This window comes from Paenarthrobacter sp. C1 (genome assembly GCF_049315185.1).
Lineage (GTDB): Bacteria > Actinomycetota > Actinomycetes > Actinomycetales > Micrococcaceae > Arthrobacter > Arthrobacter nicotinovorans.
Genome location: NZ_CP186052.1, coordinates 3,815,308 through 3,841,425, shown reverse-complemented (window position 1 = coordinate 3,841,425; position 26,118 = coordinate 3,815,308). Strand labels below are relative to the sequence as shown.

The window sequence follows — 26,118 nt, the reverse complement described above, 5'->3', positions numbered from 1 at the left end:
GCGTCCCGGCCGTCATCGTGGTCGAGTAGAACCATGACTGAACAGACGGATTCCCCGGACAACGGACCCTTGAACGACCTCGAGGCGAAGCTCGCCTTGGCCGACCAGCCGGACGCGAACCCCGTGGACGTCATCCTCGCTTTCCTGAACAACGAGGTCTACCTCGTCAGCTCGGAAGCGGTGGACGGACCTGACTCCTCGGTTGAGCCGTTGGTGCTCTCGAACGCCGACGGACAACCCGTTCTTGCAGTGTTCAGCCATCCCAGCCGCGTTGACGACCGCTTCCTCGAGGCCGCACCGCACGTCCTGGGCACCATGGGTTCAGCCATCCTTGGAAACATCGGTGATGAGCTCGGCATGGTCATCAACCCGGGAAGCGAATTCGGCTTCGAAATCGACCCTGAGGGCATCGCGAATATCCGCCGCGACTTCAAGCGGGCGGACGAGGCAGCAGATCAGGCGGAATAGAAGCGAGCCAGGCAGCTGGCTTCCTTCGCGTCGGCGAAACGTCACCGCCAAGTTGCTTACCGGGCTTCAAATCGGTGAATAATGGCAGAATGCGTCTTGGCGTTCTCGACATCGGGTCCAATACCGTCCACCTTCTGCTGGTGGACGCCCACCCCGGCGCGCGCCCGGTAGCCTTCGCCTCCCACAAGCGTCCGCTGTCACTGGTGCAATACCTCGACGGTGATGGCAACATCAACGACGCGGGCCAGCATGAGCTCATCGAGTTCGTCCTGGAGGCCTGGGAGTTCGCGGCCAGCCACAAAGCGGAGGACCTCCTGGCCTTCTGTACCTCGGCCATCCGGGAGGCAACCAACGGGCCCGAGGTCCTGGCCAGGGTCAAGCACGAAACCACTGTGACCCTCCAGGAACTAACAGGCAGCGAAGAAGCCTCCATGACGTTCTTCGCCGTGCGCCGTTGGTATGGCTGGGGCGCCGGGCCGATCCTGGACCTGGACATCGGAGGCGGCTCCTTCGAAATGGCTTACGGCACAGACGAGCTCCCGGAGTTCGCCACCTCGGTCCCTCTGGGTGCCAGCCGGTTGACGCGGGACTGGCTCCACGACGACCCTCCCAGCGCCAAGAGCGTCAAGGAACTCCGGCGCTACATCCGCTCAACCTTGAAGCCCGTTGTCCGCAACTTCCACGAACTCGGCCGCGCTAATCTTGTGGCCGGCACATCCAAGACCTTCCGTTCACTGGCCCGTATTGCCGGCGCCGCTCCCAGCGCCGCCGGACCCTATGTGAAGCGCGAGCTCCATGCGGCGGACCTGGGCTTGTGGGCGCAGCGGATTTCGGCCATGACGGTGGAAGACAGGCTGTACCTCCCAGGTGTCTCGGATGCCCGGGCGCGCCAGCTGTTGGCTGGTGCCCTGGTCGCTGAAGCGGCGCTGGAACTTTTCGAATTCCCCACGATGGAGATCTGTCCTTGGGCACTGCGGGAAGGCTTGATCCTGCGCCGGCTGGACCAATTGGTTTTTGAGGAAGCCCTCGACCCCGCACCCCACGTGGGGAAAAGGAAGAAGGACAAATCAAAAAAGAAAGCGGCCAAGGAAGACGGCCGAAGCGCCGAATATGAAGATTCCCACCCGGATGTGAAAGAGTTTCCGGTCCCGGTAAATACCCCTGCCCCTTCCCCCATTCCAGCCCCCGCGGCAGGCGGGCTGGCCTCCTGAGATGAGCAACGACGTCGAACCTGAAGTGAATGACCGCCAGATCCCAGTGGCGCTGTCCAGCGCCTCCGTCTATCCCCTGAGTGTCCATGACGCTTTCGCCGTCGCCCAGGACCTGGGCTACGAGGGCGTTGAAGTGATGGTCACCAACAACGCCGTGAGCCAGGACCCCGCTGCCCTGATCCAGCTCAGCCACCGCTACAACCAGGAGATCGTCTCCATCCACGCACCCACCCTGCTGTTGACCCAGCAGGTGTGGGGCACGGCGTGGAACAAGATCGAGAAATCCTGCCAGATGGCCGCTGAAGTGGGTTGCGATACCGTGGTGGTCCATCCGCCTTTCCGCTGGCAGTCCAACTACGCGGAGAACTTCGTTGAAGGCGTCCGTGAGATCGCGACGACCTACCAGGTCCGCATCGCCGTCGAGAACATGTATCCGTGGCGCGTGAGGGGTCGGGAAGCGGTGGCTTACCTGCCGCACTGGGATCCGCTGGGACAGGATTACGACGACGTCACGTGGGACTTCTCGCATGCCGCTACTGCGGGAGCCAACAGCCTGGAAGCCATCAAGGCCCTGGGAAGCAAACTCAGGCACGTCCACCTGACGGACGGCTCGGGCTCGGGCAAGGACGAACACTTGGTTCCTGGCACGGGAACCCAACAGTGCGCGGATGCCCTGCAGCACTTGGCAGCCACCGGCTTCGACGGCGTTGTGGTGGCAGAGATTTCCACCCGCAAGGCGAAGGTGGCGGGGGAGCGGGAGGAAATGCTCGCCGAAACCCTGCGTTTCGCCCGGCAGCACCTCACGATCCCGGCGAACGCGGAGCGTGGCTAGGCAATAATTTCCCGGGTTGTTCGCTTGGCCTGCCGTTCCACGGCGGGCCATGCGAACAGTTCAGGGCTGCCTGTCGGCGCCTGAACAGGCTCTTAAATGCGAAAGCACCGGCGGCCGAATCGGGAAATGGGGGAAAACCCGCCCGGCCACCGGTGCTGCTGGCGGACATCCCCATGCCCGCCTCATCACTCGCACCCTCAATGAGGTAACTACTAAGTTACGGACCAAGCATGGGTGCTGCCTGCAATAACCTTGGGAACAAGCTGTGAATCCGGAACCCATTCGACCCTGTCCAAGGTCTGCTGCAATGATGGAGCCATGAGCAACCGAATCGCTTTCCTTGGCTGTGGATCCATGAACGAGGCAATCATGGGGGGTCTGCTCGCAGCGGGCACGGATCCCTCCGACATCGTGGCAACGGTTCGCCGGCCGGAACGCGCCGATGAACTTGCCCAGCGGCACGGCGTCATGGCGATCGCCGGCGAAGAAGAACCGGACAACAATAAGCTGGCGACCAAAGGTTCCGGGATGGTCATCCTCGGAGTGAAGCCAGTGGGCATTGCGGATCTTGCCCGGGAAATCAGCCCGTCATTGTCGAAGGACACCATTGTGGTGAGCGTCGCTGCGGCCGTTTCCATCGCGCAGCTTGAGGCGGCGCTGCCGGAAGGCCAGCCGGTGATCCGCACCATGCCCAACACCCCTGCCAGGCTGGGCCGCGGCGTCGTGTCTGTTTCGCCTGGAACGCACTGCACGCCGGAACAGCTGGAGAAGGTCAAATCGGCGTTGGCCGGTGCCGGCAAGGTGGTTGAGGTTCCCGAAGAGCAGGTGGACGCGTTGTCGGCCATCAGTGGCTCGGGCCCGGCCTACGCGTTCTATTTGGCTGAAGCAATGGCTGCTGCGGGCGTGGAGCTTGGCCTGGACGAAGAACTCTCCCTGATGCTGGCACGCGAGACGGTGGCCGGTGCAGGTTTCATGCTGGCCGAACCGGGGGCGGACCCGCGTGCGCTCCGCATCGCCGTCACGAGCCCCAACGGCACGACTGAACGCGCCATCATGGCATTTGACGACGGCGGGATCCCCAGGATCATTGCCGACGGCGCCAGGGCTGCAGCGGCCCGCGCAGCGGAGATCACCAAGCAGCTCGGCTAGTTCCCTACGGCAAACGCCCTCCCGCGAGCGGCGGAAGGGCGTTTGCTGTACCAAAAATCAGTGGCTACGGGCGGGCGGCGAACCGCTCCAGCAGGTCTACGTGTCCGGACACGATCAACATGTCGTGGCCGGACACTTTGGTTTCCGGCCGGGCGTAGGTGAAGTCCTCGCCGGGGGTTTTCACGCCGACAATCGTCACACCGTATTTGGAACGGACCTTGGACTCTTCCAGCGTGAAGCCAACCGTTTCCTTGGGCGGGTACATCTTGACGATTGCGTAGTCGTCGTCGAACTCGATGAAGTCCAGCATCCTGCCCGATACCAGGTGGGCGGCGCGCACGCCGGCGTCGGCCTCCGGGTAGATCACGTGGTTGGCGCCGATGCGGGTGAGGATCTTGCCGTGCGAGGGGGTGATGGCCTTGACCCAGAGGTGCTGGATGCCGAGGTCCACGAGGTTCACGGTGATGAGCACGGACGATTCAATGGAGGTGCCCACGCCCACTACGGCGGAGCTGAACTCCTGGGCACCCAATTGGCGGAGGGCATCGATGTTGGTGGCATCGGCCTCCACAACGTGCGTCAGCACAGGGGCCCACTTTTGAACCAGCGTGCGGTCGCGCTCGATGGCCAAAACTTCGCGGCCCTGCTTCACCAATTGTTCGGCTGTGGCAGAGCCGAACCGGCCCAGGCCAATGACCAGCACTGGGGCATTGTGTGCGGGGCGGTTGGCAGCCCCCGTGGTGTTAGCCAATGATTGGCCTCTCTTCCGGGTAGTGGAACAGCTGGCTGCGCTGGCGCAGGGCCAGGCCGGCTGCAAGGGTTACTGTGCCGACGCGTCCGGCGAACATCAGCGCTGTCAGTACATAAACTCCCGACGGCGGCAGCTCGGCACTGAGGTTGGTGCTGAGTCCCACGGTGGCGAAGGCGGAGATGGATTCGAAAAGCACCCGGTCCAGCGACGCTCCGCTGATGGAGAGCAACAAGAATGCTGCCACGGATACCAAGGTGGCGCCAGCAACGATCACCGAAATGGCCACACGCATGGTGCCTTGGGGAATGGTACGACCGTAGACCTTCACATCGGCGTCACCACGGGCTTCGGCCATGATGGCAAGGAACATGACGGCAATGGTGGTCACTTTGATGCCACCTGCTGTGGAGGCGGACCCTCCGCCGGCAAACATGAGTGCGTCGGTGAGGAGCATGGTGGTGGATTCCATGTGGTTCTGGTCCACCAGGTTGAAGCCGCCCGAACGCGTCATTACGGACGCAAAGAGCGAATGCGTGATCTTGTCGCCGAGGTCCATGTTCGCGATGGTCCGCACGTTGTCCCACTCCATCATGGCCCAGAGCACTGTGCCGGCGACGAGCAGGATAAAGGAAACCTGGATGGTGAGCTTGGTGTGGAGGTTCCATTTCTTCCAGTTGAGCCCGTTCTGCTGCAGCACCATCACTACCGGGAAGCCCAGGCTGCCGAGGAAGACCCCGAGCATCAGGGGCACAAGTATCCAGAGGTCGGTTTCGTAGGGCACGATGCCGTCCGAGTGGGGCGTGAAACCGGCGTTGTTGAAAGAAGAGATCGAGTAGAAAACTCCGTGCCACACCGCTTGCCAGAAGTCTTCGCCGAGCACTATGAAGCGCGGAATGAGCGCCAGTGCGAGGGCCCCTTCGATGACCACCGAGGTCACGATCACGATTCGGAGCAGGGTACCCACCTCACCGAGGCGGCCTGCGTTGTTCATGGCTTCCTGTGCGATGAGCTTGCCGCGCACACCGAGCCGCTTGCTGACCATGAGGGCCAGGAGTGAGGCCAGCGTGAGGGTGCCCAAGCCTCCAACGAAGATGCCGACCAGGATGACGAGCTGGCCGAAAAACGTCCAATGGGTGGCTGTGGAAACCACAGTCAACCCGGTGACGCAGACACTCGATACGGCAGTGAACAGAGCCTGGTGCAGTGGCGTCACCACCCCTTCCGTCGAGGCCGCGGGAAGGGACAGCAATCCAGTGAAGAACAGGATGACGACGGCGAACACCGTCAGTGCCAAACGCGCCGGTGAGGTGTTGGCAATGTTGTCGATGAAGTCACGCACGCGCGTGAAGATCCAGAGACCTTCGCGTTCCTGCTGAATGGGTTGCCAGTTGCTCGGGCTCGTTGACCGCGACTGGCTGTGGGACATGGCGTTCTTCCTTGGTTGAAACAAGCTTTCCTGAGTAGTAAACCACTATTCGCGCGCGTAACCGGGCGTTGAGGCGTTCCAGCCTCAGGTAGCCTGTTCTGGATGAACTCCAGGCTTGGAACAGCTGCTTCCAGCATTACGCGGTCCGCACTGCCAACGACGGTGGTGTGGGATCCAGCCATGACTGCCTACAATTTTGGTCCGGGCCATCCCATGGCTCCGCAGCGGCTGGAACTGACAGCCCGCCTCGCGGAATCGTTGGGACTCTTCGGACACCATCATGTGGCGGTGGAGGCACCCAACGTGGCGACCGACGTCGAACTTCTTTCTGTCCACAGCCCCGGATATGTGGCGGCGGTTCGCCGCGTCAGCGAAGACCCGTCCACTCCGGAGGAAGACCGTGGCCTGGGCACCGAAGACGACCCCGCCTTTTTAGGAATGCATGAAGCCAGCGCCCGCCTGGCCGGAGGATCGCTTCTGGCGGCTGACACCATCCTTTCCGGCCGCGCTGTGCGGGCCGTGAACTTCAGCGGCGGCATGCACCACGCCGCCCGGGAGCGGGCCAGCGGATTCTGCGTTTACAACGATGTCGCCATGGCCATCCAGCGGCTGCTCGACGGCGGTGTGCAGCGCGTGGTGAGCATCGACGTCGACGCCCACCACGGGGACGGCACGCAGGGTATTTTCTGGAACGACCCCCGCGTCATGACCATCAGCCTCCACGAAACAGGCCTCACGCTGTTCCCCGGAACGGGTTTCGCCAACGAAACCGGTGGGCCGGACGCGATCGGAACAGCAGTCAACGTTGCGCTTCCGACGTTCACTGGGGACGCCGCCTGGTTGCGGGCTTTCCATGCTGTGGTTCCGCAGCTGGTGGGAGCCTTCCAACCTGAGGTGATCGTGAGCCAGCACGGCTGCGACTCGCATCGGAACGATCCCCTGACGCACCTCAACCTGAGTATCGACGGACAGCGCGAGGCCGCTTCCGCCGTCGCGAGTCTTGCTGCCCGCTATTGCGACAACCGTTGGATCGCCACCGGGGGAGGCGGCTACGACGTCACCGGCGTTGTGCCGCGCGCGTGGAGCCACCTGATCGGCATGGTGACGCAGCGCCCTGTGCCGCTCAGCACCCCGGTGCCGGAAGCCTGGCGGACCTATGTGAAGGAAACGTACGGAGTGACGGCACCGGAGTCGATGGGTGACGACGTTGACGTCTGGTGGCGCTCCTGGGAGGTTGGCTACGATCCCGCGGACGAGGTTGACCGGACGGTCATAGCGACCCGTAAGGAAATCTTCCCGCTGTATGGATTGGATCCGTGGTTCGACTAAGGCGCGGTTCGTGGGGCCTTAGGCTAGGGCTCGGTCTTCTCCGTTTGGAAGACCACTCCCGCTGCGCCGATGAGCCAGCCCAGCAGGGACAGGGCGAAAGCACCGATCAGATCCGTGGATGCCTGTCCTTTGAATAACCAGACCACCAGGACCAGCATCCCCATGGTCATGTAGACCATGATGGCGAAGATCACCCGGCCAGAGAGTTTCATGGCCACCTCTGACGGGCGGATCACGGGATTCGGGTCGCCGGCCTTCTGGTTCCCGCTCTTGACTTCGGCGATGGTGAAACCCAAGGCCGACGCCGTCAGGGAACTCAGCGAGGTCGCCAGGACTCCCGCCGCGGTCACCAGGGCGCCGTTGAGTTCGGGGGCTTTGGCGCCGCCGGTGGGCACCCAGGTCCCGACCCGCAGCAGCACAGTAGCCCACACGAGGACGAACAAAGCGAGGAAGACTGCGGCGATGATGTTGAAGATGTGCCGCCGAAAGAAGTCAGTCATTGCCACTCACCCCGCGCTCTGGGCGGCCGGGGTCCTGGGAGCCCGGACGGGCCGTGACTCTGTTGTAGCACCAGCCATGGGGAGGGTCAACGAACTGCCGCCGCATCACAACGAAACCCGCCGCATCACAACGAAACAGGGATGCCAATCGGCGTATATGTCGCTAGGGTGTAAGGCATGGTGACTGACGACGTATTTGCCGTCATAGCTGAGGCAACCAGGCGCGACATCCTGGTCTCCCTCCGCTCTGGGGATAAAGCAGTAGGCGAACTGGTGGAGGAACTGGCTGCGAGCCAGCCCACTATCTCCAAGCATCTGAAGGTGCTCCGCGAGGCCGATCTCGTCAGCATGCGCGCCCAGGGCCAGAAGCGCTTCTACGCGCTCAATCCCAAGCCGCTGGCCGGCGTCGCCAATTGGCTCGAAACGTTCGACGTCGGTCCCTCGGTTCCCGCCGCCGTCGCGCCTGCCGCTGCGCCGGCTGCCGTCGAGCCTACAGCCGCCCCGGTTGAGACGCCGACCCTTCCCGAGGCAATCAACCAAGCCGCGAAGGTCCACGCAAGCGGCACGCCCGTCTCACTCGATCCGGCATCCGACGATACCGTTCCCCAGCAAATCGGCCGGACCGTGGGCCGGGCCGCCACCAAGGCTGCTGACCTGTTGGCCAATCTGCCGAATCTGCCCAACCTCCCCAAGTTCGGCCGCAAACGCTGAGAAGCCTCCAGCTAACGTGATCCTCGTCACATTGTGAGTTCTTGTTAACCTTCCCGTTCCTTGATTTATCGGTGATTTTCTACGGTTGTGTTAACTCCATCCGGAGGGTCACATTGGCTCCGGATGGAGATCCTATGTCCTCGGGTGCAACCATGGGCGGGACTGATTCGTCCCGCCGCTGGCCGGCGCACCGAGGTTAGGAAGACGCATGGATTCAAGGCTCGAAGCCGTCCGCGACACTGTTTTGGCGAGGAACCCGGGGGAGAAGGAATTCCACCAGGCCGTCAGTGAGGTCTTCGAAAGCCTTGGCCCGGTGCACGACCGTCATCCCGAGTTCCTGGAGGGTGCCGTCCTGGAACGCCTGTGCGAACCCGAACGCCAGATCATCTTCCGCGTCCCGTGGACCGACGACGCCGGACGCGTCCACGTGAACCGCGGCTTCCGGGTGGAGTTCAACTCCGCGCTCGGACCCTACAAAGGTGGACTCCGCTTCCACCCCTCCGTGTATCTGGGCATCGTCAAGTTCCTCGGTTTCGAGCAGATCTTCAAGAACGCCCTCACGGGCATGCCGATCGGCGGCGGCAAAGGCGGCTCGGACTTCGATCCCCGCGGACGTTCCGACGCCGAAATCATGCGCTTCTGCCAGTCCTTCATGACGGAGCTATACCGTCACATCGGCGAGTACACCGACGTTCCGGCCGGCGATATCGGCGTGGGTGGCCGCGAAATCGGCTACCTCTTTGGCCAGTACAAGCGCATCACCAACCGCTACGAATCGGGCGTCCTCACGGGTAAGGGCATTTCCTGGGGTGGTTCCCTGGTCCGTCCCGAAGCCACCGGGTATGGCACCGTGATTTTCGCCCAGGAGATGCTCAAGACCAAGGGCCAGTCCTTTGACGGCCAGCGTGTGGTGGTCTCCGGGTCGGGCAATGTCGCCATTCACGCCATCGCCAAGGCGCAGTCCCTCGGTGCCACGGTGGTGGCCTGCTCCGATTCGGCCGGCTACATCGTGGACGAGGCGGGGATCGACGTCGCGCTGTTGAGCCAGATCAAGGAGGTCGAGCGCGGGCGCCTCACCGATTACGCTGCCCGGCGGCCGGGTGCCAGCCACGTTGCCGGCGGTTCCGTATGGGATGTGAATGGTACTGTCGCGCTGCCGTGCGCCACCCAGAATGAACTCGACGGCGAGGCCGCAGCCAAGCTGGTCAGCAATGGACTGATCGCCGTGGCCGAGGGCGCCAACATGCCCTCCACGCGTTCGGCCGTATCCGTGTTCCAGGAAGCTGGGATCCTGTTCGGTCCGGGCAAGGCCGCCAACGCCGGCGGTGTTGCGACCTCCGCGCTGGAAATGCAGCAGAACGCCAGCCGTGACTCCTGGTCTTTCGAGCACACCGAGCAGCGCCTCACCGAGATCATGGTGGGTATCCATGACCGTTGCGCCGAGACTGCCGAGGAATACGGGGCGCCTGGAAACTACGTGGTGGGGGCCAATATCGGTGGCTTCGTCAAGGTAGCCGATGCGATGCTTGCGCAGGGCCTGATCTAGCCCCTCCCCAAATCCAAAAGCAGAGGCCGTTTTGAATATTCAAAACGGCCTCTACAGCTTTGTGCTCGGTATGTGCTTGGCTGAACTCAGCGCTGCAGGAGCCGCACGTGGTCCGGGTTCAGGTCCGAGACCTTACTGACGCCCAGGAGTGCCATGGTCCGGGTCATGTCCTTCTCCAGGATCTGGATGGTCCGGTCCACGCCTTCACGGCCCCCGGCCATCAGGCCGTAAAGGTAGGCACGGCCGATCAGTGCGAAGTCGGCGCCCAGGGCCAAGGCGGCCACGATGTCGGCGCCGCTCATGATGCCGGTGTCCAGGATGATTTCGGCCTGGCTGTTGTCTGCCTTCAATGCCGAGGTGACGTCTGGGAGCAGGTGGAAGGGGATCGGCGCGCGGTCCAGTTGCCGTCCGCCGTGGTTGGACAGGATGATTCCGTCGGCGCCGTGGTCCACTACCTTACGGGCGTCTTCAACGGTCTGGATGCCCTTGACCACCAGCTTGCCCTTCCAGGTTTCACGGAGCCAGTCCAGGTCCTCATAGGTGAGGGTGGGGTCGAACATGGAGTTGATGAGGTCAGCAACCGTACCGGTGTAGCGCGACAGCGACGCGAATGTGAGGGGTTCGTGCGTGAGGAAGTTGAACCACCACGCCGGACGGTACGACGCGTCCAGGACCGTTTTCACCGTCAGCGCCGGCGGGATGGTCATGCCGTTGCGGACATCGCGAAGGCGCGCCCCGGCCACAGCAGTGTCCACGGTGACCATGAGGGTGTCGTTTCCTGCCTTGGCGGCACGTTCGATCAGTTCGAGCGAGCGGTCGCGGTCGGTCCACAGGTAAAGCTGGAACCAGTTGCGGCCGTTCGGGGCTGCGGTGGCGACATCCTCGATCGAGGCGGTGCCCATGGTGGACAAGGTGTAGGGAATACCCGCGGCCTCAGCGGCCTGCGAGCCGGCGTATTCGCCCTCGGACTGCATCATGCGCGTGAACCCGGTGGGTGCGATGCCGAAGGGGAGGCGTGATTCCTTGCCGAGAATGTCCGTGCGGAGATCGATCCGCGATACGTCGCGGAGGATGCCCGGGCGGAACTCGATGTCTTGGAAAGCCTGGCGTGCCCGGCGCAGCGTGATTTCTTCTTCGGCGGCACCGTCGGTGTAGTCAAATGGAGCCTTCGGAGTGCGGCGCTTGGCGATGTCCCGCAATTCCCAGATGGTGCTGGCGCGCTTCAGCCGTGCGGTCTTGCTGAATTCCGGCTTCTTGAACTGCATCAGCGGGGCAAGGTCCGAGACTTTGGGGATGCGGCGCTTCAGTGCCGGAGGCTGCACGACGGCGGGTCGCGGCTGGGGCGGGCGGCTCACGTTTTCGTCGCTCCCGGCATTTGCGGGGGCGGCGGTGATCTTGGGATCGAGGGTGTCGGTCATGCGGTTCTCCCTTGAATTCTGTGGTCCTGCCACTGTGGTCTAACCACACTGTAATCCATGTGGTCGGACCACATCAACTAGTATTCCGTTATGCGTACCCACGAACTTGTCCTGCAATGGATCGAGAAGCAGCTCTCCGACGGCGACCTCACGCTCGGAGGGCGCCTGCCCGGCGAGCGGACCATGGCGGAGCAGCTGCAGGTGTCCCGGACTTCCGTCCGGGAAGCAGTCAGGATTCTCGAAGCAATGGGTGTGGTCCGCGCGGGCGTTGGTTCGGGGAAGGACGCCGGGACCGTGGTCATCGCGGAACCGGGCTCTGCGCTGGGATCCACCCTCCGGCTTCATGTGGCCACGCGCCATCTTCCCGTGGCCGATATCGTGGAGACGCGGGTCCTTCTGGAATCCTGGGCGGCGGAGCGCGCCAAGACGGGTGTTCCGGCGCTGGAGGAGGCCGCAGGTCTGCTGGATCAGATGGATTCCGAGCAGGATATCGACGCGTTCCTGGCTCTCGACGCCCGCTTCCACGTTGCCCTCGCCGAGGCGGCGGGAAACGCCGTCGTCAGTGCGATGATGGCGTCGCTGCGGGGCGCGATCGAAAACTATGCGGGTGAGCTGACAGGGAACCTGCCCGACTGGAGTGCCACGTGCGCCAGGCTGAGGGCGGAACACCGCGCCATCCTCGCCGCGGTGAACAACAACGACGGCGGCACGGCGGCTGCGCTGGTGGCGGCCCACATCCAAGGCTTCTACAAAGAAGCCGGAGTGGGCTCGTCCCACGGGTCATAGAGCAACGCGGGGTCACTTATGGCCCATAGAAGCCCCCCGAAAGGGCCATAAGTGACCCCGCGTTGCTTTCTAAGCGGGCTTGAGGGCAGGGGCTGCGGTGCTCTTCCGGATCTCGACCCTGGGCGAGAATTCGTCCTGAGCCTGGACGGGGGCATCGCCGGCCTGCTGGATCTGTTCGCGCATCCTCCGCCAGGCCAGGCTCCCGAGTTCGTTGATGGGCACGGCCGCAGTCGTGAGCGGGGGTGTGGTGTATTTTGCAAACGGAATGTCATCGAAGCCGGTGACCGAAATGTCCTCCGGGATGCGGATTCCGCGCTCGTGCAAGCCACTGAGCAGGCCCATGGCTACGAGGTCGTTGAAGGCCAGGATGCCCGTGGCGCCGCTGGCGATGATGGCATCCGTGGATTCGTGGCCCGAATCGAAGTTCGAACCTCCTGGGAGCATCTGCAGTTCGATCTCCGGGTGCTCCTTCCGGAACTGGTCCAAACCCACCAGCCGCTGCCGGTTTGAAGCGCTGTGCTCGGGCCCGGAAAGGAATACCAGCCTGCGGTGACCCAGGGATACCAGGTGCTGCGCCAGTTCCTGGATGCCCTGGCCATAGTCCACGCTCAGGCTCGGAGTGTTGGTGGCAAAAGTGGTCCGGTTGATGAGTACCAGCGGGTGCAGGGTGGGTGCCAGTTCCTCAAGTTCGGCATCGCCCATGCGGGGCGCGCACAGGACAACGCCATCACAGCGCCGCCGGGCCTCGCCGGCCAGGATCGCTTCTTCGCTGGTGACTTCCGAAGAGTCGGCAATGAGGACACGGTACCCATCCTGGGCTGCTGCGATGCTGAGTCCGCGCAGGATGGCCTGGAAGGTGGGGTTCGCCAGGTCCGGGACCACAATGCCGATGGTGTCGGTTTTCCCGAGTGCCAGGCTTCGGCCCACGGGGTTGGGTTGGTACTTGAGCTCGGCCGCAGCCGCACGGACCCGAGCGGCGATGCCGGGATCAACCGCGGCGTTACCGTTCATGACGCGTGAAACCGTGGCGTGCGAAACGCCGGCCTTCTCCGCGACGTCGGCAATCCCAACGCGCCTGTTGGTGTTCCTGCGTGCCATGTGGCCCCTTCCCTTTTGCCTGCCGCGCGTGTGCTCCGTCGTTGGAGCAGTGGTTGACGTGACCACCTGAGTCTTGATAGAAAGCTTATATCCCTCCGAGAAAACGCTTTCTCAGTTATTCTTCCACACGAACCCGGGCCGTCAAACGGTTCACTCCTGCCTTTTGAAAGGGGCATTCACATGGTCAACGTCGACTCAGCCGAGACCCGTACCCCGGAAGCGGAAACGGCAACCCGGACAGACAGCCGCCAACGGACCAGGATCGCCCTGATTGGAACCGGCGGACGCTCGGAAATGTACATCCGGGCCATTTACGGACAACACGAGGATGTCGCCGAACTCATTGCCCTTTCGGACGTCAACCAGGGCCGGGTGGACTTTTATCGGGAGCTCATCAAGGAACTCGGTGGAACACAGCCGGTGGCGTCCTTCGAGCCGGGCGAGCTGACCGGCTTCATCCAGGCCAACGGCATCGAACGAGTCATTGTCACCACACCCGATTACACCCACGCGGACTACATCGTCGAGGCACTTGAGGCCGGTGCCGACGTCGTGGTTGAAAAGCCGCTGACCATCGACGTTGAGGGCTGCCGCCGCATCACGGAGGCGGTCGCAAAGACCGGCCGCAACGTGGTGGTCACGTTCAACTACCGCTACTCGCCGCGAAACAGCGCGCTCAAGGAAGTCATCCAGAACGGGGTGATCGGCAAGGTCACGTCCATCGACTTCAGCTGGGTCCTGGACACCGTGCACGGCGCTGACTACTTCCGCCGCTGGCACCGTGAAAAGAAGAACTCCGGGGGCCTGCTGATCCACAAGGCCTCGCACCACTTCGACCTCGTCAACTGGTGGATCAACGACGTTCCCGAGCGCGTGTTCGCATCCGGTGGCCTGCGCTTCTACGGCGACAAGAATGCTGCCGAGCGTGGCTTGGGCTCCCGTCCCGAGCGTGGCACCGTTGATGGCCTCGAGCATGACCCCTTCCGTCTGGACATGCGCGAGGACGAACGCCTGAAGGCCCTGTACTACGACAACGAAAAGTTTGACGGCTACCTCCGCGACCAGGACGTCTTCACCGAAGGCATCACCATCGAAGACAACCTCGCACTGGTGGTGGACTACCAGGGCGGCCCCACACTCAGCTACTCGCTGAACGCCCACAGCCCGTGGGAAGGCTACCGCGTCACCGTCAACGGCACTGAAGGCCGGGCGGAACTCGAAGTGGTGGAACGAGCCGCGGTTGAGTCCAGCACCGACAAGAAGACTGTGGTTGACCCGAGCGCGACACCCATCGAGGAAGAGGACGCAGTCCGCCGTAACGGTGAGCGCCTGGTTGTCCAACGACACTGGGAAGCTGCCTACGAGGTCCCCATCATCAATGGCGAGGGTGGTCACGGTGGCGGCGACAACCTGCTGCTCTCGGACCTGTTCAACGGTCCCGGCGAGGACCCGCTGGGCCGCCCGTCCGGCTACATCGACGGGCTTCGCTCGGTGTCCGTGGGAATCGCCGGCAACCAGTCCCTGGACACAGACCTTCCAGTCCGTATCAGCGAGCTTGGCCTTGGGGCTGACCTCAGCCGCAGCCAGGCCTGACCGGTTCACCTACCAACGCAAGGAACAGATCATGAGCAGGATTTTCGTCACCGGTGGTTCCGGCAGGCTCGGCCGCAGCGTTGTGGCCGGTCTCGCCGAAGCAGGCCACGAGGTGATTTCCGTTGACCGGGACGCCATCCCGGCGGAACAGCTGCCGGCCGGAGCCGGGCAATACACCGCAGACCTTCTTGCGCCGGGTGAGGCAGAACGCCTGATCCGGGAAACAGGGCCCGACGCCGTCATCCACCTCGCTGCTATCGCCGTACCCTTCAGCGCACCCGAGGACGTCATCTTCAGCACGAACACGCGGCTCGCCTACGCGGTGATCAGCGCGGCCACCGACGCCGGTGTCCCGAAGATCGTGACAGCAAGCAGCCCCACGGCCCTGGGCTACGGCTCGCCGGCCGGGTGGCTGCCGCCGTCGTTCCCCCTGGACGAGCGGACGCCGCCCAAGCCATGGAACGCCTACGCGCTGTCCAAGTTGATCGCCGAGCAAACGGTGCAGATGTTCGCAGCGGCGCAGGGCGACAAGCTCCGGTACGCGGCCTTCCGTCCGTGCTTCGTGATCTCCCCGGAGGAATGGGAAGGAGCGCCCACGCAGCAAGGCCACACAGTCCGCGAACGCCTGGACGATCCCGCGCTGTCCGCTCCGGCCCTGTTCAACTACGTGGACGCCCGGGATGTCGCCGACTTCCTGGACGTTCTCCTGGACAGGATGGACTCCATCCCAAACGGCGAGGTGTTCTTCGTGGGCGCCAAGGATGCCCTGGCTACAGGGCCCTTGGCGGAACTGTTCCCACGCTTCCTGCCGGGCAGCGGCCCGCTGACCCAACACTTGACCGGCACCAGCCCGGCGTTCTCCATCGACAAAGCCCGCGACCTTTTGGGCTGGGAACCGAAGCGCACCTGGCGCACCGAACTCACCCCGCCCTACGAAGGCCCCGACACTGCCGCAAACCGAGCACCACTCAATGACGAGATCACCGCCGGCCTGGTCCCGGCGGGAGCAACCAAGGAGACACCATGAATTTCGACGGCGTACTGTTCTTCCCCGTCACCCCCTTCGACGAAGACGGCAGCGTTGATGTTGCCCTGCTGAAGGAACACATCAGTTCACGGCTCCCGTTCGGTCCGGGCGGCGTCTTCCCGGCGTGCGGCACCGGCGAGTTCCATGCGCTTTCCCTCGATGAGATCCGCACCGTGGTGACTGCCGCCGTCGAGGCCGTTGCGGGTGCCGTTCCCGTGGTCTCCGGTGCCGGCGGCCCGCTGGGCCATGCCATTGCCGCTGCCAAGGTGGCCGAGGAAGCCGGCGCGGACGCCCTCCTGGTGCTCCCGCCCTACCTGGTGACCGGCCCCACCGACGGCGTGGTGGCCTACGTTGAGGCCATCGCTGCGGCGAGCAGCCTGCCCGTGATCGTCTACCACCGCGGTACCGCGAAGTTCACGGCCGAAGCGATCACCCGCCTCACCGCAAACCCGAAGGTAGTCGGCTTCAAGGACGGCATCGGGGACGTGGGGCTGGCCCAGGAAATTGTCTCGGCCATCAACGCGAGCGGGCGTAAGGACTTCGCGCTCTTCAACGGCCTCCTCACGGCGGAACTGACCCAGGGTGCCTACCGTGGCCTGGGCATCCCGCTGTACTCGTCGGCAGCGTTCGCCATGGCCCCCGAAATCGCCAAGGCCTACTACGACGCCTACATCTCAGGTGACGAAGAACGCCGTCACGCGCTGCTTGAGGGCTTCTATGCGCCGCTGGTCCGCCTGCGCGACCAGACCCCCGGCTTTGGCGTCTCCCTTATCAAGGCCGGCCTGAGGCTCGCCGGATTGCCCGTTGGCCCGGTCCGTCCGCCGTTGGTTGATCCCAGCGAGGAACAGCTCCTGGAACTCAAGGCCATCCTGGCCAAGGGCCACGAGCTGGCCGGCAGCTGATGACCGCCCGCATTACGGGCCTCAGCACCCGGCTGATCACGGTGCCGCTGCTACGCAGTTGGGGCGCGGAGGCGCCCGAGAACCACGTGATTGTCACCGAACTGACCACGGACGACGGCGGCACGGGCCACGGCTTCTCATGGACACCGACCATCGGTCCCCAGGCAGTGAAGGCCCTCCTGGACCACGACATCGCCCCCTTCATCCGGGGCGTCGAGGCGAACCCGGAGATTGTGTGGGACCAGCTGTGGAAGCGGCTGCATGAAGCGGGCGGGGGAGGGCTGACCACCATCGCCATGGCGGGCGTGGACCTTGCCCTGTGGGACTTGAAAGCACGCCAGGCGGGAACGTCTGTCACGGGGCTCCTGGGCCGGCGCCAGGAATCCGTGGAGGTGTACGGCTCCGGAGTGAACCTGCACTACACCCTGGAACAGCTCGTGGAGCAAGCCCAGCGGTGGGTTGCTGCCGGACACAACGCGGTGAAGATCAAAGTGGGCAAGCCCGAGCTCAGGGAGGATGCCGAGCGCGTTGCCGCAGTGCGCCAGGTGATCGGCCCTGACCGGCTGCTCATGATCGACGCCAACCAGCGTTGGGACCTCGCCCACACGTTCCGTGCCTTGGATGTTTTGGGGGAGTACGGACTGGAGTGGCTGGAAGAACCGATTCGTGCCGACGACCTCTGGGCATACCGGCGCCTGCGCAAGCACTCGCCGGTTCCCATTGCCCTGGGTGAGAACGTCCACACCATCTACCGCTTCCGTGACTTCATCGAAGCGGAAGCCGTGGACATCATCCAGCCCAACATTGTCCGGGTGGGCGGCATCACCCCATTCCGCAGGATCGTGGAGTTGGCCCGCACCCACAGCATCAGGGTGGCACCGCACTTGCTACCGGAGCTCTCCGGACAGTTGGCGCTCACCTTGGCTGAGCCGGTCAGCGTGGAGGACGTGGAGGATGCCTCGTTCGGCCAACTCGGGATCCTGGCCGGACCTTCCCCGGTGCGGATCAGCAACACGACAGGCACCATCAGGCTTAGTTCAGCCGGCCTGCCCGGTCTCGGCTTCGAGTTCGCCGGGGCATGGCCGCCGACGCAAGCCACTGACACTTCAGCCCCCGAAAGCAAAGGAAACCGCATTGCGTACAGCAACTCTTGACCTGACCGCCGTCACGGCCGCAGCCACGGCAGCGGCGAAGGTGACCGCAGCAGCTTCCGACGCCGAACGCGCGGCCTGGCTGACCGCCGTCGCCGACGCTTTGGACGCCAACGTCACCGAACTGGTAGCAATCGCCGACTCTGAAACAAGCCTCGGGACCGTCCGGCTCACGGGCGAGGTGGCGAGGACCAGCGGGCAGCTGCGCCTGTTCGCCAACGTCATCACTGAAGGCTCGTACCTCGAAGCCGTCATCGACCACGCTGACCCGTCCGCCACCCCGCCCAAGCCAGACCTGCGCCGCATACTGCGGCCGATCGGTCCCGTGGCCGTGTTCTCGGCATCGAACTTCCCGTTCGCGTTCTCCGTGGCGGGCGGCGATACAGCGTCCGCGCTGGCTGTTGGCTGCCCGGTGGTCGTCAAAGCACACTCGGGCCACCTTCGGCTGTCCCAGAGGACCGCGGAAATCGTCACCGAGGCGCTGGCCAAGGCCGGAGCCCCGGATGGAATCTTCGCGCTGGTCAGCGGACGTGAAGCCGGCACGGCACTGGTCCAGGACCCGGCCATCAAGGCAGTAGGCTTCACCGGCTCCATCCCCGGCGGCCGGGCGCTGTTCGATCTCGCGACCTCCCGCCCGGAGCCCATCCCGTTCTACGGTGAACTGGGCAGCTTGAACCCGGTGGTCATCACTGCGGACGCGCTCGCCGAACGCGGTCAGCAGCTAGCGGCAGGCCTGGCAGGTTCCTTTACCCAGGGCGCCGGCCAGTTCTGCACCAAGCCCGGACTGGTGTTCATCCCGGCGGGATCGGACTTCGCATCGCACCTTGCCGAGGCCAGCAAGGACAAGCCGACAGCCGCCATGCTGACCGAGCGCATCGCGGAAGCCTATCCGGACGGGCTGCGCAACGTTGCTGAGCAGCCGGGAGTCGCCGTCGTCAGCGGCACGGTGGAGCAGGACAGCCTGGCGGACGGCGCTGCGCCTGTGGTGTTCTCCACCAGCGCCGCAAATGTGCTGGAACGCCCTGATGAGTTGCTGGAGGAATGCTTCGGCCCCACCACGCTGCTGATCGAGTACACCTCCCAGGACGAACTGTCCGCCGCGCTCGCCAAGGTTCCCGGAAGCCTCACGGGCACTGTGCACGCACAACCCGGCGAGGACGTTTCTGCACTGGTGGAGCAGCTGAGCACTTTGGCCGGCAGGGTCCTGTTCGACGGTTGGCCCACGGGGGTGGCCGTGAACTGGGCCCAGCAACACGGCGGCCCCTACCCGGCCACGACCTCCTTGTTCACGTCCGTGGGCGCCACTGCAGTCCGCCGCTTCCAGCGCCCCGTGGCCTACCAGGACGCGCCGGAGAGCGTGCTGCACCCGGCGCTGCACGACTCCAACCCGCTGGGGATCCCGCGGCGCGTGGACGGCGTCCTGACGCTCGGCTAACGCACCCAACACGAAAGGGGCGGGGTCACCATCACGGTGACCCCGCCCCTTTTCGCGTTACCTGCAGGGTCAGGGGCGCAGGGTCAGCGAAGCCGGGTCAGGGACGCAGGGTCAGGGGACGACGGCGGCCGTCCACGTCGGTGGTCGGCCACCGCTCGTCTACGGTCAGGACGCGCAGGCGGGAATCCGTGAGCAGCACGGTGTCCTCGATCTTCACTCCGGGCCCGGATGGGTTCCACGTGAAGGGCTGGTTGAGGACGATGGTGTCCGTGACCTCTGCGGTGACCCGGGGGTCGCGGCCCGCGTAGCCTGCGGGACCACCCTGGTGGTGAAGCGTCCACTGATCATCACCGAATCCGTGGCGGGCGTAAGCTGCCTTGATCCCGGTGAAGACCTCGTTGAGCCGTGCTCCCGGGACCGTGGCCCGGAAAATGTCGGCCTCCACTTCTGCGATGCGGGCCTCGGCGTCGAGCTCCTGAGGAGTGCCCGCGTCGAAAGCCACCCACCGGGTCACGTTGGCAACCAGGCCGTTCCGGCGTGCGCACACCACGGCCATGGCACGGCGGCCGATCGGAGAGTGGGTGGCCAGAGGATGCCGGAAGTCGCTGCGGCCGGCACCGTTGCAGAGGAGGACCAGTGGCTCGGCGCCCACTGACACAATGCGGGCGGCCAGCTGCGAGACCAGTTCGAATTCCGTTGTTTCAGGGGTTGCGGCCGTCAGGACGTCGGTCATCGCCCGCGCCGCATCGACCGAAAGCTCGGAGTACCGGGCTGTTTCGGCGGGGAGCAACTGCTGGCGGGCAGCCCGCAGCTCCGCGGTGACGGCTGCTTCCACCAGCGGGTTGCCGTCGAGGGCCAGGGCCGCCGCTGCCGCATGCAACTGCCCGTGCCACGGCACAGTGTCCAGGCTGACGCCCGCTGGCAATTCTTCGGCAGCTATCCGCGCGGCCTCGTTGTTGAACGTGACCAGGTGGTCGCCGCTGCGGTCCACCAGGAGGGCCGCAATGGGGTCTCCTGCCAGGCTGATGTGCACCCGGCTGCCGTCCAGGTACCAGGTGAGGGCGGTGTTGGACGTGAGCAGCAATGAGTCGTGGCCCGCTTTGTCCAGTATGTCCAGGACACGACGACGCTTCACGGCACGGTCTGCAACGTTTCCCGGAGCTGTCGTTGCCGGAACCGCAGCGGATTGAGTAGGTATGGTCATGACTGTTCCCCCAAAGTGGTGATGAGTTGTTCGATGTCCTGTGTCGCGAGGAACCCGTCCGCGATAAGTACTGTCACTCTCCGGTGGACCGGGCGGCCGGGCTTCGTCGCCACGGGCCGGTCCCACGCCAGGGAGAGCCCGACGCCGGGATAGCCGGCGTGCCGGACGAACCAAGGGTCCGGAGCCTGCGGAGCGGCCAGAAAGACGAGTGTGGCGGGGTGTCCCAGCCCGGGATCGCCCGTGGCCTGCGCCGCGCCGGAGGTCCCGGCGTCGAAAGTTCCCGACCACGCCAGCCACGGTGTAACACTGCCGTGCACGGCGTCCTCGCCCCGGGCTTCCGGGGTCCAGATGGTGGCATCGCCAACCTTCGGCAAACGCCAGAAGAAGCCGCCGTAACCGCCCTGTGGCCGCCCGTTGGAACCCGGGCTGCCCAGCAGCACAGGACGGCCGGTGGCGGACTCCAGTGTGAAGTCCAGCGTCAGTTTCCACGCGGAATTCCCGACGGCGGCCCAGCGCCACCTGCGCTGCTCGCGGAGCACAGGTGATCCGTCGGGTCCTACCCAGCTCAGCTGCTCCTGCCTGTACCCGTCGCCCTGTTCCGCGGAATCAAGGACGATCCTGCCGTGGTCCTTCCGCCAGACATAGGCTCCGGCATCACGGGTGTAGGTCCTGCCTCCCCAGAAGTTGACGCCATCCACGTCCTGGAGGGCCACGCCCGCTCCCAGGTGCCACACGTGGTCCTCCGGGATGTGATCGGTCACGACGGTTCCGGCCAGGGTTCGCACAGGGTGGAGGTACGGACGCGGCGAAGATGTTGCCCGGATGAGGGACCCGTCCCGGAGGGTCGCAACAGGGGTTCCGTTGATCTCGAGCGTGGGCCCACCGGACACAGTCCATGGAGCGCCGAGCTCCGCGAAGGTTGATTGGCCCAGTGCTGCCCGTTGGATCAGGGATTCAATGTCGTGGACTACGGGGTGGGCGTCATCGCCGTCGCCCTCCCATGTCACCCGGTCCGGGTGTATCGGCCGTGCCGATTCGGCAGTGCGGATGGCCTCGAGGACCGCCATGTATGCGCCGGCGCCGCTGAGGGGGCTGAGCAGTTCCGCTTCGCTCCGTGCACCCAACAGGTTCTCCAGCAGGTCGGCACGGCCGAAGGTTTCGGTCCGGACCCCCTCTGCGGTGGTGATCTCCACGCGGTCTTCCGTGTAGGAGAGCGTGAGCTGGCCCAGTGTGCCGAACACGGTGACCGACGGCTCGGACTGTACGGGTGCGCAAAGCGTCAGTGCGCAGGTCAGCACAGTGCCGTCCGTTGTCCGCACCCGGACTACGGAGGTGTCGTCGCTTTCGGTGTCGTTTGCCCTGTAGAGGTCCGTGTCCACGGACTGCACATCGGCCACGGTCCGGGCACCTGCAAGTCGCAGCCCGGTTGCCACGGCGTGAGCCAGGGCATTGGTGGCCACGCCGTCCACCACGTCCGTTCCGTTGAGGCTGCGCTTGCCCGCCCAGCGGGAACGCTTGAAGTATGCCTTGTTCCGCAGCCACAACCCCGTGGCACTGATGCCCCGGACCTCGCCGATTCCGCCGGATGCCACCAGGGCTTCGATCGCGGGAAGGGCTTCTGAACCCAGGCTCTGGAACCCCACTTGCACCAGTCGTCCGGCGCTCGCCGCAGCTGCCATCACTTCCTCGTATTGCGCCATGGACGCCACGGGCGGCTTTTCCAGATACACATTGGCCCCGGCCTGGAGGGCAGCGAGTGCCAGGGGCGCGTGCGTCTGGATCGGCGTGGAAACGATGACGACATCGGGGGCCGTCCCTGCTGCGAGGAGCTCGTCGAGGGAAGCGAAAACTTCCACTTCGGGGCCGACAGTTCCGTCGGCCGGCGGCAGCGGATCGGCGACGGCCACCAGTTCAAGGACGCCGTCAGCGCCCAGGCGCCCAAGGTTTTCCAGGTGCCTTTCGCCGAAGCCGTGCACACCCACCAATGCGATGCGGGGAAGCCGGGGGCGGGCGTCCACTGTGACGGTGGTTGAGGGTTGGGTCATGAGTCTGTCCTAGTGCGGTCCGGTAAGGGTGAATTGATGCGGTGCCGGGGCTGCAGGGAGGTGGCGAGGAACGCTGCCGCCTCCTCCTGCATGGCCGGGGTGAAAACGTGTGGTTCCTGCCAGAAGCTGCCGGTGTAAAGACCGCGCGGCAGTTGCCGGGACAGGTGGGCGTGGGCGTCGCGCATTCCCTGCTCGGGGAAGAGGGCATCAGCCATTGCGTACTGGACCAGCACCCGGGCCGGGGACCGCGTGGCCAGGTCCGGCCAGTCCCCGAGCTTGGCGAGGCCGGGGGAGTGCAGCAACCACGAGTGCGCATCCAGGTACGCCGGCAGCAGCGAGGCGAAGGTAGTCATCATGCACGTCACCACATAGCTGCGGATCACAGGGCTCAGGGCAGCAAGCATCAAGGCCCGGCCGCCCCCGCCTGAAAACCCGAGGCAGGCTATCCGGTCCCGGTCCACCCCGGGCAGCGTGGCGAGGATTCCCAACGCCGCCAGATCGTCGTGGGCAACGGTCCCGGCAATGGTGGTTCCCATGAGTGCCGCCGCTTTCGCCACGGTTTCCTCATGGACCGCCGCCGCAGCGTCGTAGCGTTGCTGCGCGGAAGGTTCGACGCCGGCCTCCCGCCAGAGTGCCTGCTGGCCGTCAACTGCGGTAGCCGCCCGCCGCGGCAGGGGATCCAGGACGAACCGGCGGCTGCCCCACATGAAAGCGTCGTGGGCCAGGACAGCGAAACCCTGCTGTGCCAGCCACGTAGCGAGTGCCCGCCCGCCGTAAAGACTGGCCCGGATTTCCAGAGGCGGGATCCCGGCGTCGTGACCGGCGGGCTGACCGGGCTGATTTTGGAGGGCCACCAATCGCTCGGCGCCGTAGAACTTGATCCCGCCATGGCAGTGCAGGGCGAGCACGGCCGGAAGCGGGCCGGTAACTTGTGCAGGGCGCACGAACCAAGCGGCTGTCCGGGGCCCGAAGCCCAACTGCCAGGACAGCGAAGAGGTGATGACGCCGTCGTGCTCCGTCTCCCGGTGAGTCGTGTACGAAATGCCCGAAGCCATTGCGGGCACGCCCAAGATATCGGCCAGGTCCCTGCGCTCCGGGGAGTCCGCCTCATGGCGATGGGATGCCAGGTAGACGGGCCAGTCTTCGTAACCACCCAGCGCGGTGGGGCGGGTGGATGGCCCTGCCACGTCAGTTCGGGTCATGGCAGGCGGGGTCGGTGGGAAACAATGGTGTCCTGCCTTGTCGATGCGGAGGGTATGCGAATGCGCACGCCGGGCTTCTTCAGCGTGGAAAACCGTATTGGGCGAGTTCGCAAGAAAACGCTTTCTCAAAAATTAGCAAAAGGCTGTACATGGGTCAAGAAAACGTTTACTTTGGTACGGAGCCGCTGAAACCGGGACCCGCATCCTGGCACTTCGAAGGGGTAGCGCCAGAGCATCGGCGACGTCCCGGCAGGCAAACACCAACCACACTCGTACTCCGTGGATGGCCACGATGACCAAAGGAGACCACATGGCCGCATACGAATACGCGGGGACGCCGCAAGGCGCCCGCGGGACGGCGAGGGGGAAGCAATGAGCGCTATTGGCGAACTCTCAACCATGACGCGCCGCAAGGGCCCCATGACCAAGGAAGAGAAGAAGGCAAACGGGCGCGACAACAAGGCCGCCTACGTCTTTCTCCTTCCGTGGCTGCTTGGCCTGGCGGTCATCACGGTGGGGCCCATGCTCATGTCGCTCTACCTGTCCTTCACGGACTACAACCTCCTCCAGCCCCCGGAATGGGTGGGCCTGGACAACTTCGTCCGAATGTTCGGCGATGCCCGGTTGCACAACTCGCTACGGGTCACGTTCACCTACGTGCTGGTCGGCGTACCTCTGCAGCTGGCGGTTGCCTTGGTGATCGCCCTCGTCCTGGACAAGGGCCTTCGCGGTTTGCCGTTCTACCGTTCCATCTTCTACTTGCCCTCCCTGCTGGGCGGCTCCGTGGCTGTTGCCATCCTCTGGAAGCAGATCTTCGGCACCACCGGTCTGGTGAACCAGGTCCTGGCGATGATCGGAATAGAAGGGCCGGGCTGGATCTCGGATCCCAATACCGCTCTCGGCTCGATCATCCTGCTCCACGTGTGGACCTTCGGCAGCCCCATGATCATCTTCCTGGCCGGGCTGCGGCAGATTCCGGTGATGTACTACGAGGCAGCCAAGGTGGATGGGGCCACCACGCTCCAGCAGTTCTGGCGGATCACCCTGCCCATGCTGAGCCCCATCATCTTCTTCAACCTGGTGCTGCAGATCATCGGTTCGTTCCAGTCGTTCACCCAGGCGTTCATCGTCTCCGGCGGCAACGGCGGACCGTCCGACTCCACCATGTTCTTCACCCTGTACCTCTACCAAAAGGGCTTCGGCCAGTTTGATATGGGCTACGCCTCAGCGATGGCCTGGTTCCTGCTGGTCATCATCGGTGTCTTCACTGCCATCAACTTCATCGCCTCAAAGTATTGGGTGTTCTACGATGACTAAACTCCAGACCCTCCCCGCCGCTAATGGCGGTTCCGCCGAAAAGTCCGGGAAGAACCCACGCCGGCGTGAATCCCGCGGAAGCCTGGCTTTCAGCCGCAGTGCCCGCGTCAAAGGCCTGATCAAGCACGCGATCCTCATCATTGTGGGCGGCGTGATGATCTACCCCCTGCTGTGGATGGTGATCTCTTCCCTGCGGCCGAATGACCTCATCTTCCGTGAGCCCGGACTGTGGCTGAACAACCTTGAAATGAGCAACTACACGGATGGTTGGTCGGCGCTGACCCACCCGTTCGGTCATTACATGATCAACTCGGCGATCGTGGTCCTGGGCTCGATTGTTGGCAACCTGGTTTCCTGTTCCATGGCTGCCTATGCGTTCGCCCGGCTGCAGTTCACCGGCAAGAAGCTGTTCTTCGGCATCATGCTGCTGACCATCATGCTGCCGTTCCACGTGGTGATCGTTCCGCAGTACATCCTGTTCTCGCAGATCGGCTGGGTAAATACTTTCTGGCCGCTGATTGTGCCCAAGCTGCTCGCCACGGATGCGTTCTTCGTGTTCCTGATGGTCCAGTTCATCCGCGGCATTCCGAAGGACCTTGATGAAGCAGCGCGCATTGACGGCGCAGGGCACCCCAGGATCTTCCTCCGGGTCATCCTTCCGCTGATGGTCCCGGCCTTGGCCACCACCACCATCTTCACCTTCATCTGGACCTGGAACGACTTCTTCGGGGCCCTGATCTACCTGACGGACCCGGACATGTTCACAGTTCCCGTCGCCCTTCGTGCCTTTGTCGATTCGCAGTCGGCCACCAGCTGGGGATCGCTGTTCGCGATGTCCATCGTGTCCCTGCTGCCGGTCTTCCTGGTGTTCCTCTTCGGCCAGAGGTTCCTCATCAAGGGCATCGCCACCACCGGTATCAAGTAGACGTGCCGGTCTCCGTCCGGAGGGGGCGGCCCCCTCCGAGTGAGTGGCCGCCGTCGGACGTCCCGGACACGAACAAAATGACATCTTGTCAT

The 26,118-nt window shown here is 64.4% G+C and carries 23 protein-coding genes; 15 read left to right on the top strand and 8 right to left on the bottom strand.

Annotated features, from left to right (window positions below):
- Positions 1–33 precede the first annotated feature (33 nt).
- From ACNAOU_RS17915 to proC, 4 genes are all read left to right on the top strand, one after another.
- A complete protein-coding gene (locus tag ACNAOU_RS17915) occupies positions 34–468 on the top strand; it encodes an SseB family protein (RefSeq protein WP_018777016.1) in 435 nt (144 codons plus the stop codon).
- 89 nt (positions 469–557) lie between these two features.
- A complete protein-coding gene (locus ACNAOU_RS17910; protein WP_018777015.1) occupies positions 558–1,679 on the top strand; it encodes a Ppx/GppA phosphatase family protein in 1,122 nt (373 codons plus the stop codon).
- 1 nt (position 1,680) lies between these two features.
- Positions 1,681–2,511 carry a sugar phosphate isomerase/epimerase family protein gene (locus ACNAOU_RS17905; RefSeq protein WP_018777014.1) on the top strand — a complete coding sequence of 277 codons (831 nt, stop codon included), beginning with the start codon at positions 1,681–1,683 and terminating at the stop codon, positions 2,509–2,511.
- A 318-nt stretch (positions 2,512–2,829) separates the two neighbouring features.
- On the top strand, positions 2,830–3,660 hold the full coding sequence (gene proC / locus ACNAOU_RS17900; protein WP_422757406.1) for a pyrroline-5-carboxylate reductase: 831 nt from the start codon (positions 2,830–2,832) through the stop codon (positions 3,658–3,660).
- A 64-nt stretch (positions 3,661–3,724) separates the two neighbouring features.
- Here the strand turns inward: proC and ACNAOU_RS17895 are convergent, their stop codons facing one another.
- Both ACNAOU_RS17895 and ACNAOU_RS17890 read right to left on the bottom strand, forming a co-directional pair.
- Complete coding sequence (locus ACNAOU_RS17895) at positions 3,725–4,363, bottom strand: potassium channel family protein (RefSeq protein ID WP_011775951.1); 639 nt, start codon at positions 4,361–4,363, stop codon at positions 3,725–3,727.
- A gap of 40 nt (positions 4,364–4,403) precedes the next feature.
- The gene (locus tag ACNAOU_RS17890; protein ID WP_018777012.1) at positions 4,404–5,837 is read right to left on the bottom strand and encodes a TrkH family potassium uptake protein; all 1,434 of its coding nucleotides are present in this window, start codon (positions 5,835–5,837) and stop codon (positions 4,404–4,406) included.
- Positions 5,838–5,939: 102 nt separating this feature from the next.
- Between ACNAOU_RS17890 and ACNAOU_RS17885 the strand changes: the two genes are divergently transcribed.
- Positions 5,940–7,166, top strand: coding sequence for an acetoin utilization protein AcuC (locus tag ACNAOU_RS17885; RefSeq protein WP_189075403.1), 1,227 nt, complete (start codon positions 5,940–5,942; stop codon positions 7,164–7,166).
- A 23-nt stretch (positions 7,167–7,189) separates the two neighbouring features.
- Here ACNAOU_RS17885 and ACNAOU_RS17880 read toward each other — a convergent pair whose 3' ends face one another.
- The gene (locus tag ACNAOU_RS17880; protein ID WP_422757405.1) at positions 7,190–7,666 is read right to left on the bottom strand and encodes a hypothetical protein; all 477 of its coding nucleotides are present in this window, start codon (positions 7,664–7,666) and stop codon (positions 7,190–7,192) included.
- 177 nt (positions 7,667–7,843) lie between these two features.
- Between ACNAOU_RS17880 and ACNAOU_RS17875 the strand changes: the two genes are divergently transcribed.
- Both ACNAOU_RS17875 and gdhA read left to right on the top strand, forming a co-directional pair.
- Positions 7,844–8,377 (top strand): ArsR/SmtB family transcription factor, encoded by a 534-nt coding sequence (locus tag ACNAOU_RS17875; protein WP_422757403.1) that lies wholly within the window; start codon positions 7,844–7,846, stop codon positions 8,375–8,377.
- A gap of 208 nt (positions 8,378–8,585) precedes the next feature.
- Complete coding sequence (gene gdhA, locus ACNAOU_RS17870) at positions 8,586–9,923, top strand: NADP-specific glutamate dehydrogenase (RefSeq protein WP_055971149.1); 1,338 nt, start codon at positions 8,586–8,588, stop codon at positions 9,921–9,923.
- Positions 9,924–10,009: 86 nt separating this feature from the next.
- Here the strand turns inward: gdhA and ACNAOU_RS17865 are convergent, their stop codons facing one another.
- A complete protein-coding gene (locus tag ACNAOU_RS17865; RefSeq protein ID WP_018777007.1) occupies positions 10,010–11,341 on the bottom strand; it encodes an alpha-hydroxy acid oxidase in 1,332 nt (443 codons plus the stop codon).
- A gap of 90 nt (positions 11,342–11,431) precedes the next feature.
- Here ACNAOU_RS17865 and ACNAOU_RS17860 point away from each other — a divergent pair, with 90 nt between their 5' ends.
- Positions 11,432–12,127 (top strand): FadR/GntR family transcriptional regulator, encoded by a 696-nt coding sequence (locus ACNAOU_RS17860; RefSeq protein WP_018777006.1) that lies wholly within the window; start codon positions 11,432–11,434, stop codon positions 12,125–12,127.
- Positions 12,128–12,196: 69 nt separating this feature from the next.
- Here the strand turns inward: ACNAOU_RS17860 and ACNAOU_RS17855 are convergent, their stop codons facing one another.
- On the bottom strand, positions 12,197–13,225 hold the full coding sequence (locus ACNAOU_RS17855; protein ID WP_422757402.1) for a LacI family DNA-binding transcriptional regulator: 1,029 nt from the start codon (positions 13,223–13,225) through the stop codon (positions 12,197–12,199).
- A gap of 180 nt (positions 13,226–13,405) precedes the next feature.
- Between ACNAOU_RS17855 and ACNAOU_RS17850 the strand changes: the two genes are divergently transcribed.
- Genes ACNAOU_RS17850 through ACNAOU_RS17830 form a run of 5 tightly spaced genes read left to right on the top strand, consistent with a single transcriptional unit; the run spans position 13,406 to position 19,333 of the window.
- Positions 13,406–14,818: a Gfo/Idh/MocA family protein gene (locus tag ACNAOU_RS17850; RefSeq protein WP_422757401.1), complete on the top strand. Its 1,413-nt coding sequence runs from the start codon at positions 13,406–13,408 to the stop codon at positions 14,816–14,818.
- A 31-nt stretch (positions 14,819–14,849) separates the two neighbouring features.
- Positions 14,850–15,845 (top strand): NAD-dependent epimerase/dehydratase family protein, encoded by a 996-nt coding sequence (locus ACNAOU_RS17845; RefSeq protein WP_422757400.1) that lies wholly within the window; start codon positions 14,850–14,852, stop codon positions 15,843–15,845.
- Positions 15,842–16,747, top strand: coding sequence for a 5-dehydro-4-deoxyglucarate dehydratase (locus tag ACNAOU_RS17840; RefSeq protein ID WP_018777002.1), 906 nt, complete (start codon positions 15,842–15,844; stop codon positions 16,745–16,747). Before ACNAOU_RS17845 ends, ACNAOU_RS17840 begins: the two co-directional genes overlap by 4 nt.
- Positions 16,747–17,901, top strand: a complete 1,155-nt coding sequence (locus ACNAOU_RS17835; protein ID WP_422757399.1) for a mandelate racemase/muconate lactonizing enzyme family protein — start codon at positions 16,747–16,749, stop codon at positions 17,899–17,901. The genes ACNAOU_RS17840 and ACNAOU_RS17835 overlap by 1 nt, the downstream gene beginning before the upstream one ends.
- A complete protein-coding gene (locus tag ACNAOU_RS17830; RefSeq protein ID WP_422757398.1) occupies positions 17,882–19,333 on the top strand; it encodes an aldehyde dehydrogenase (NADP(+)) in 1,452 nt (483 codons plus the stop codon). Before ACNAOU_RS17835 ends, ACNAOU_RS17830 begins: the two co-directional genes overlap by 20 nt.
- A gap of 97 nt (positions 19,334–19,430) precedes the next feature.
- On the opposite strand, the gene ACNAOU_RS17825 is transcribed toward ACNAOU_RS17830, so the two are convergent.
- From ACNAOU_RS17825 to ACNAOU_RS17815, 3 genes are read right to left on the bottom strand one after another with little or no spacing between them, the layout of a single operon-like run.
- Positions 19,431–20,537, bottom strand: a complete 1,107-nt coding sequence (locus tag ACNAOU_RS17825) for a M24 family metallopeptidase (RefSeq protein ID WP_422757397.1) — start codon at positions 20,535–20,537, stop codon at positions 19,431–19,433.
- Complete coding sequence (locus tag ACNAOU_RS17820; protein ID WP_422757396.1) at positions 20,534–22,582, bottom strand: DUF6807 family protein; 2,049 nt, start codon at positions 22,580–22,582, stop codon at positions 20,534–20,536. The genes ACNAOU_RS17825 and ACNAOU_RS17820 overlap by 4 nt, the downstream gene beginning before the upstream one ends.
- Positions 22,579–23,784 carry a dienelactone hydrolase family protein gene (locus tag ACNAOU_RS17815; protein ID WP_422757395.1) on the bottom strand — a complete coding sequence of 402 codons (1,206 nt, stop codon included), beginning with the start codon at positions 23,782–23,784 and terminating at the stop codon, positions 22,579–22,581. Before ACNAOU_RS17815 ends, ACNAOU_RS17820 begins: the two co-directional genes overlap by 4 nt.
- A 372-nt stretch (positions 23,785–24,156) precedes the next feature.
- Here ACNAOU_RS17815 and ACNAOU_RS17810 point away from each other — a divergent pair, with 372 nt between their 5' ends.
- Positions 24,157–25,101, top strand: coding sequence for a carbohydrate ABC transporter permease (locus ACNAOU_RS17810; protein WP_026267057.1), 945 nt, complete (start codon positions 24,157–24,159; stop codon positions 25,099–25,101).
- The gene (locus ACNAOU_RS17805; RefSeq protein WP_018776995.1) at positions 25,094–26,026 is read left to right on the top strand and encodes a carbohydrate ABC transporter permease; all 933 of its coding nucleotides are present in this window, start codon (positions 25,094–25,096) and stop codon (positions 26,024–26,026) included. Before ACNAOU_RS17810 ends, ACNAOU_RS17805 begins: the two co-directional genes overlap by 8 nt.
- Positions 26,027–26,118: the final 92 nt, after the last annotated feature.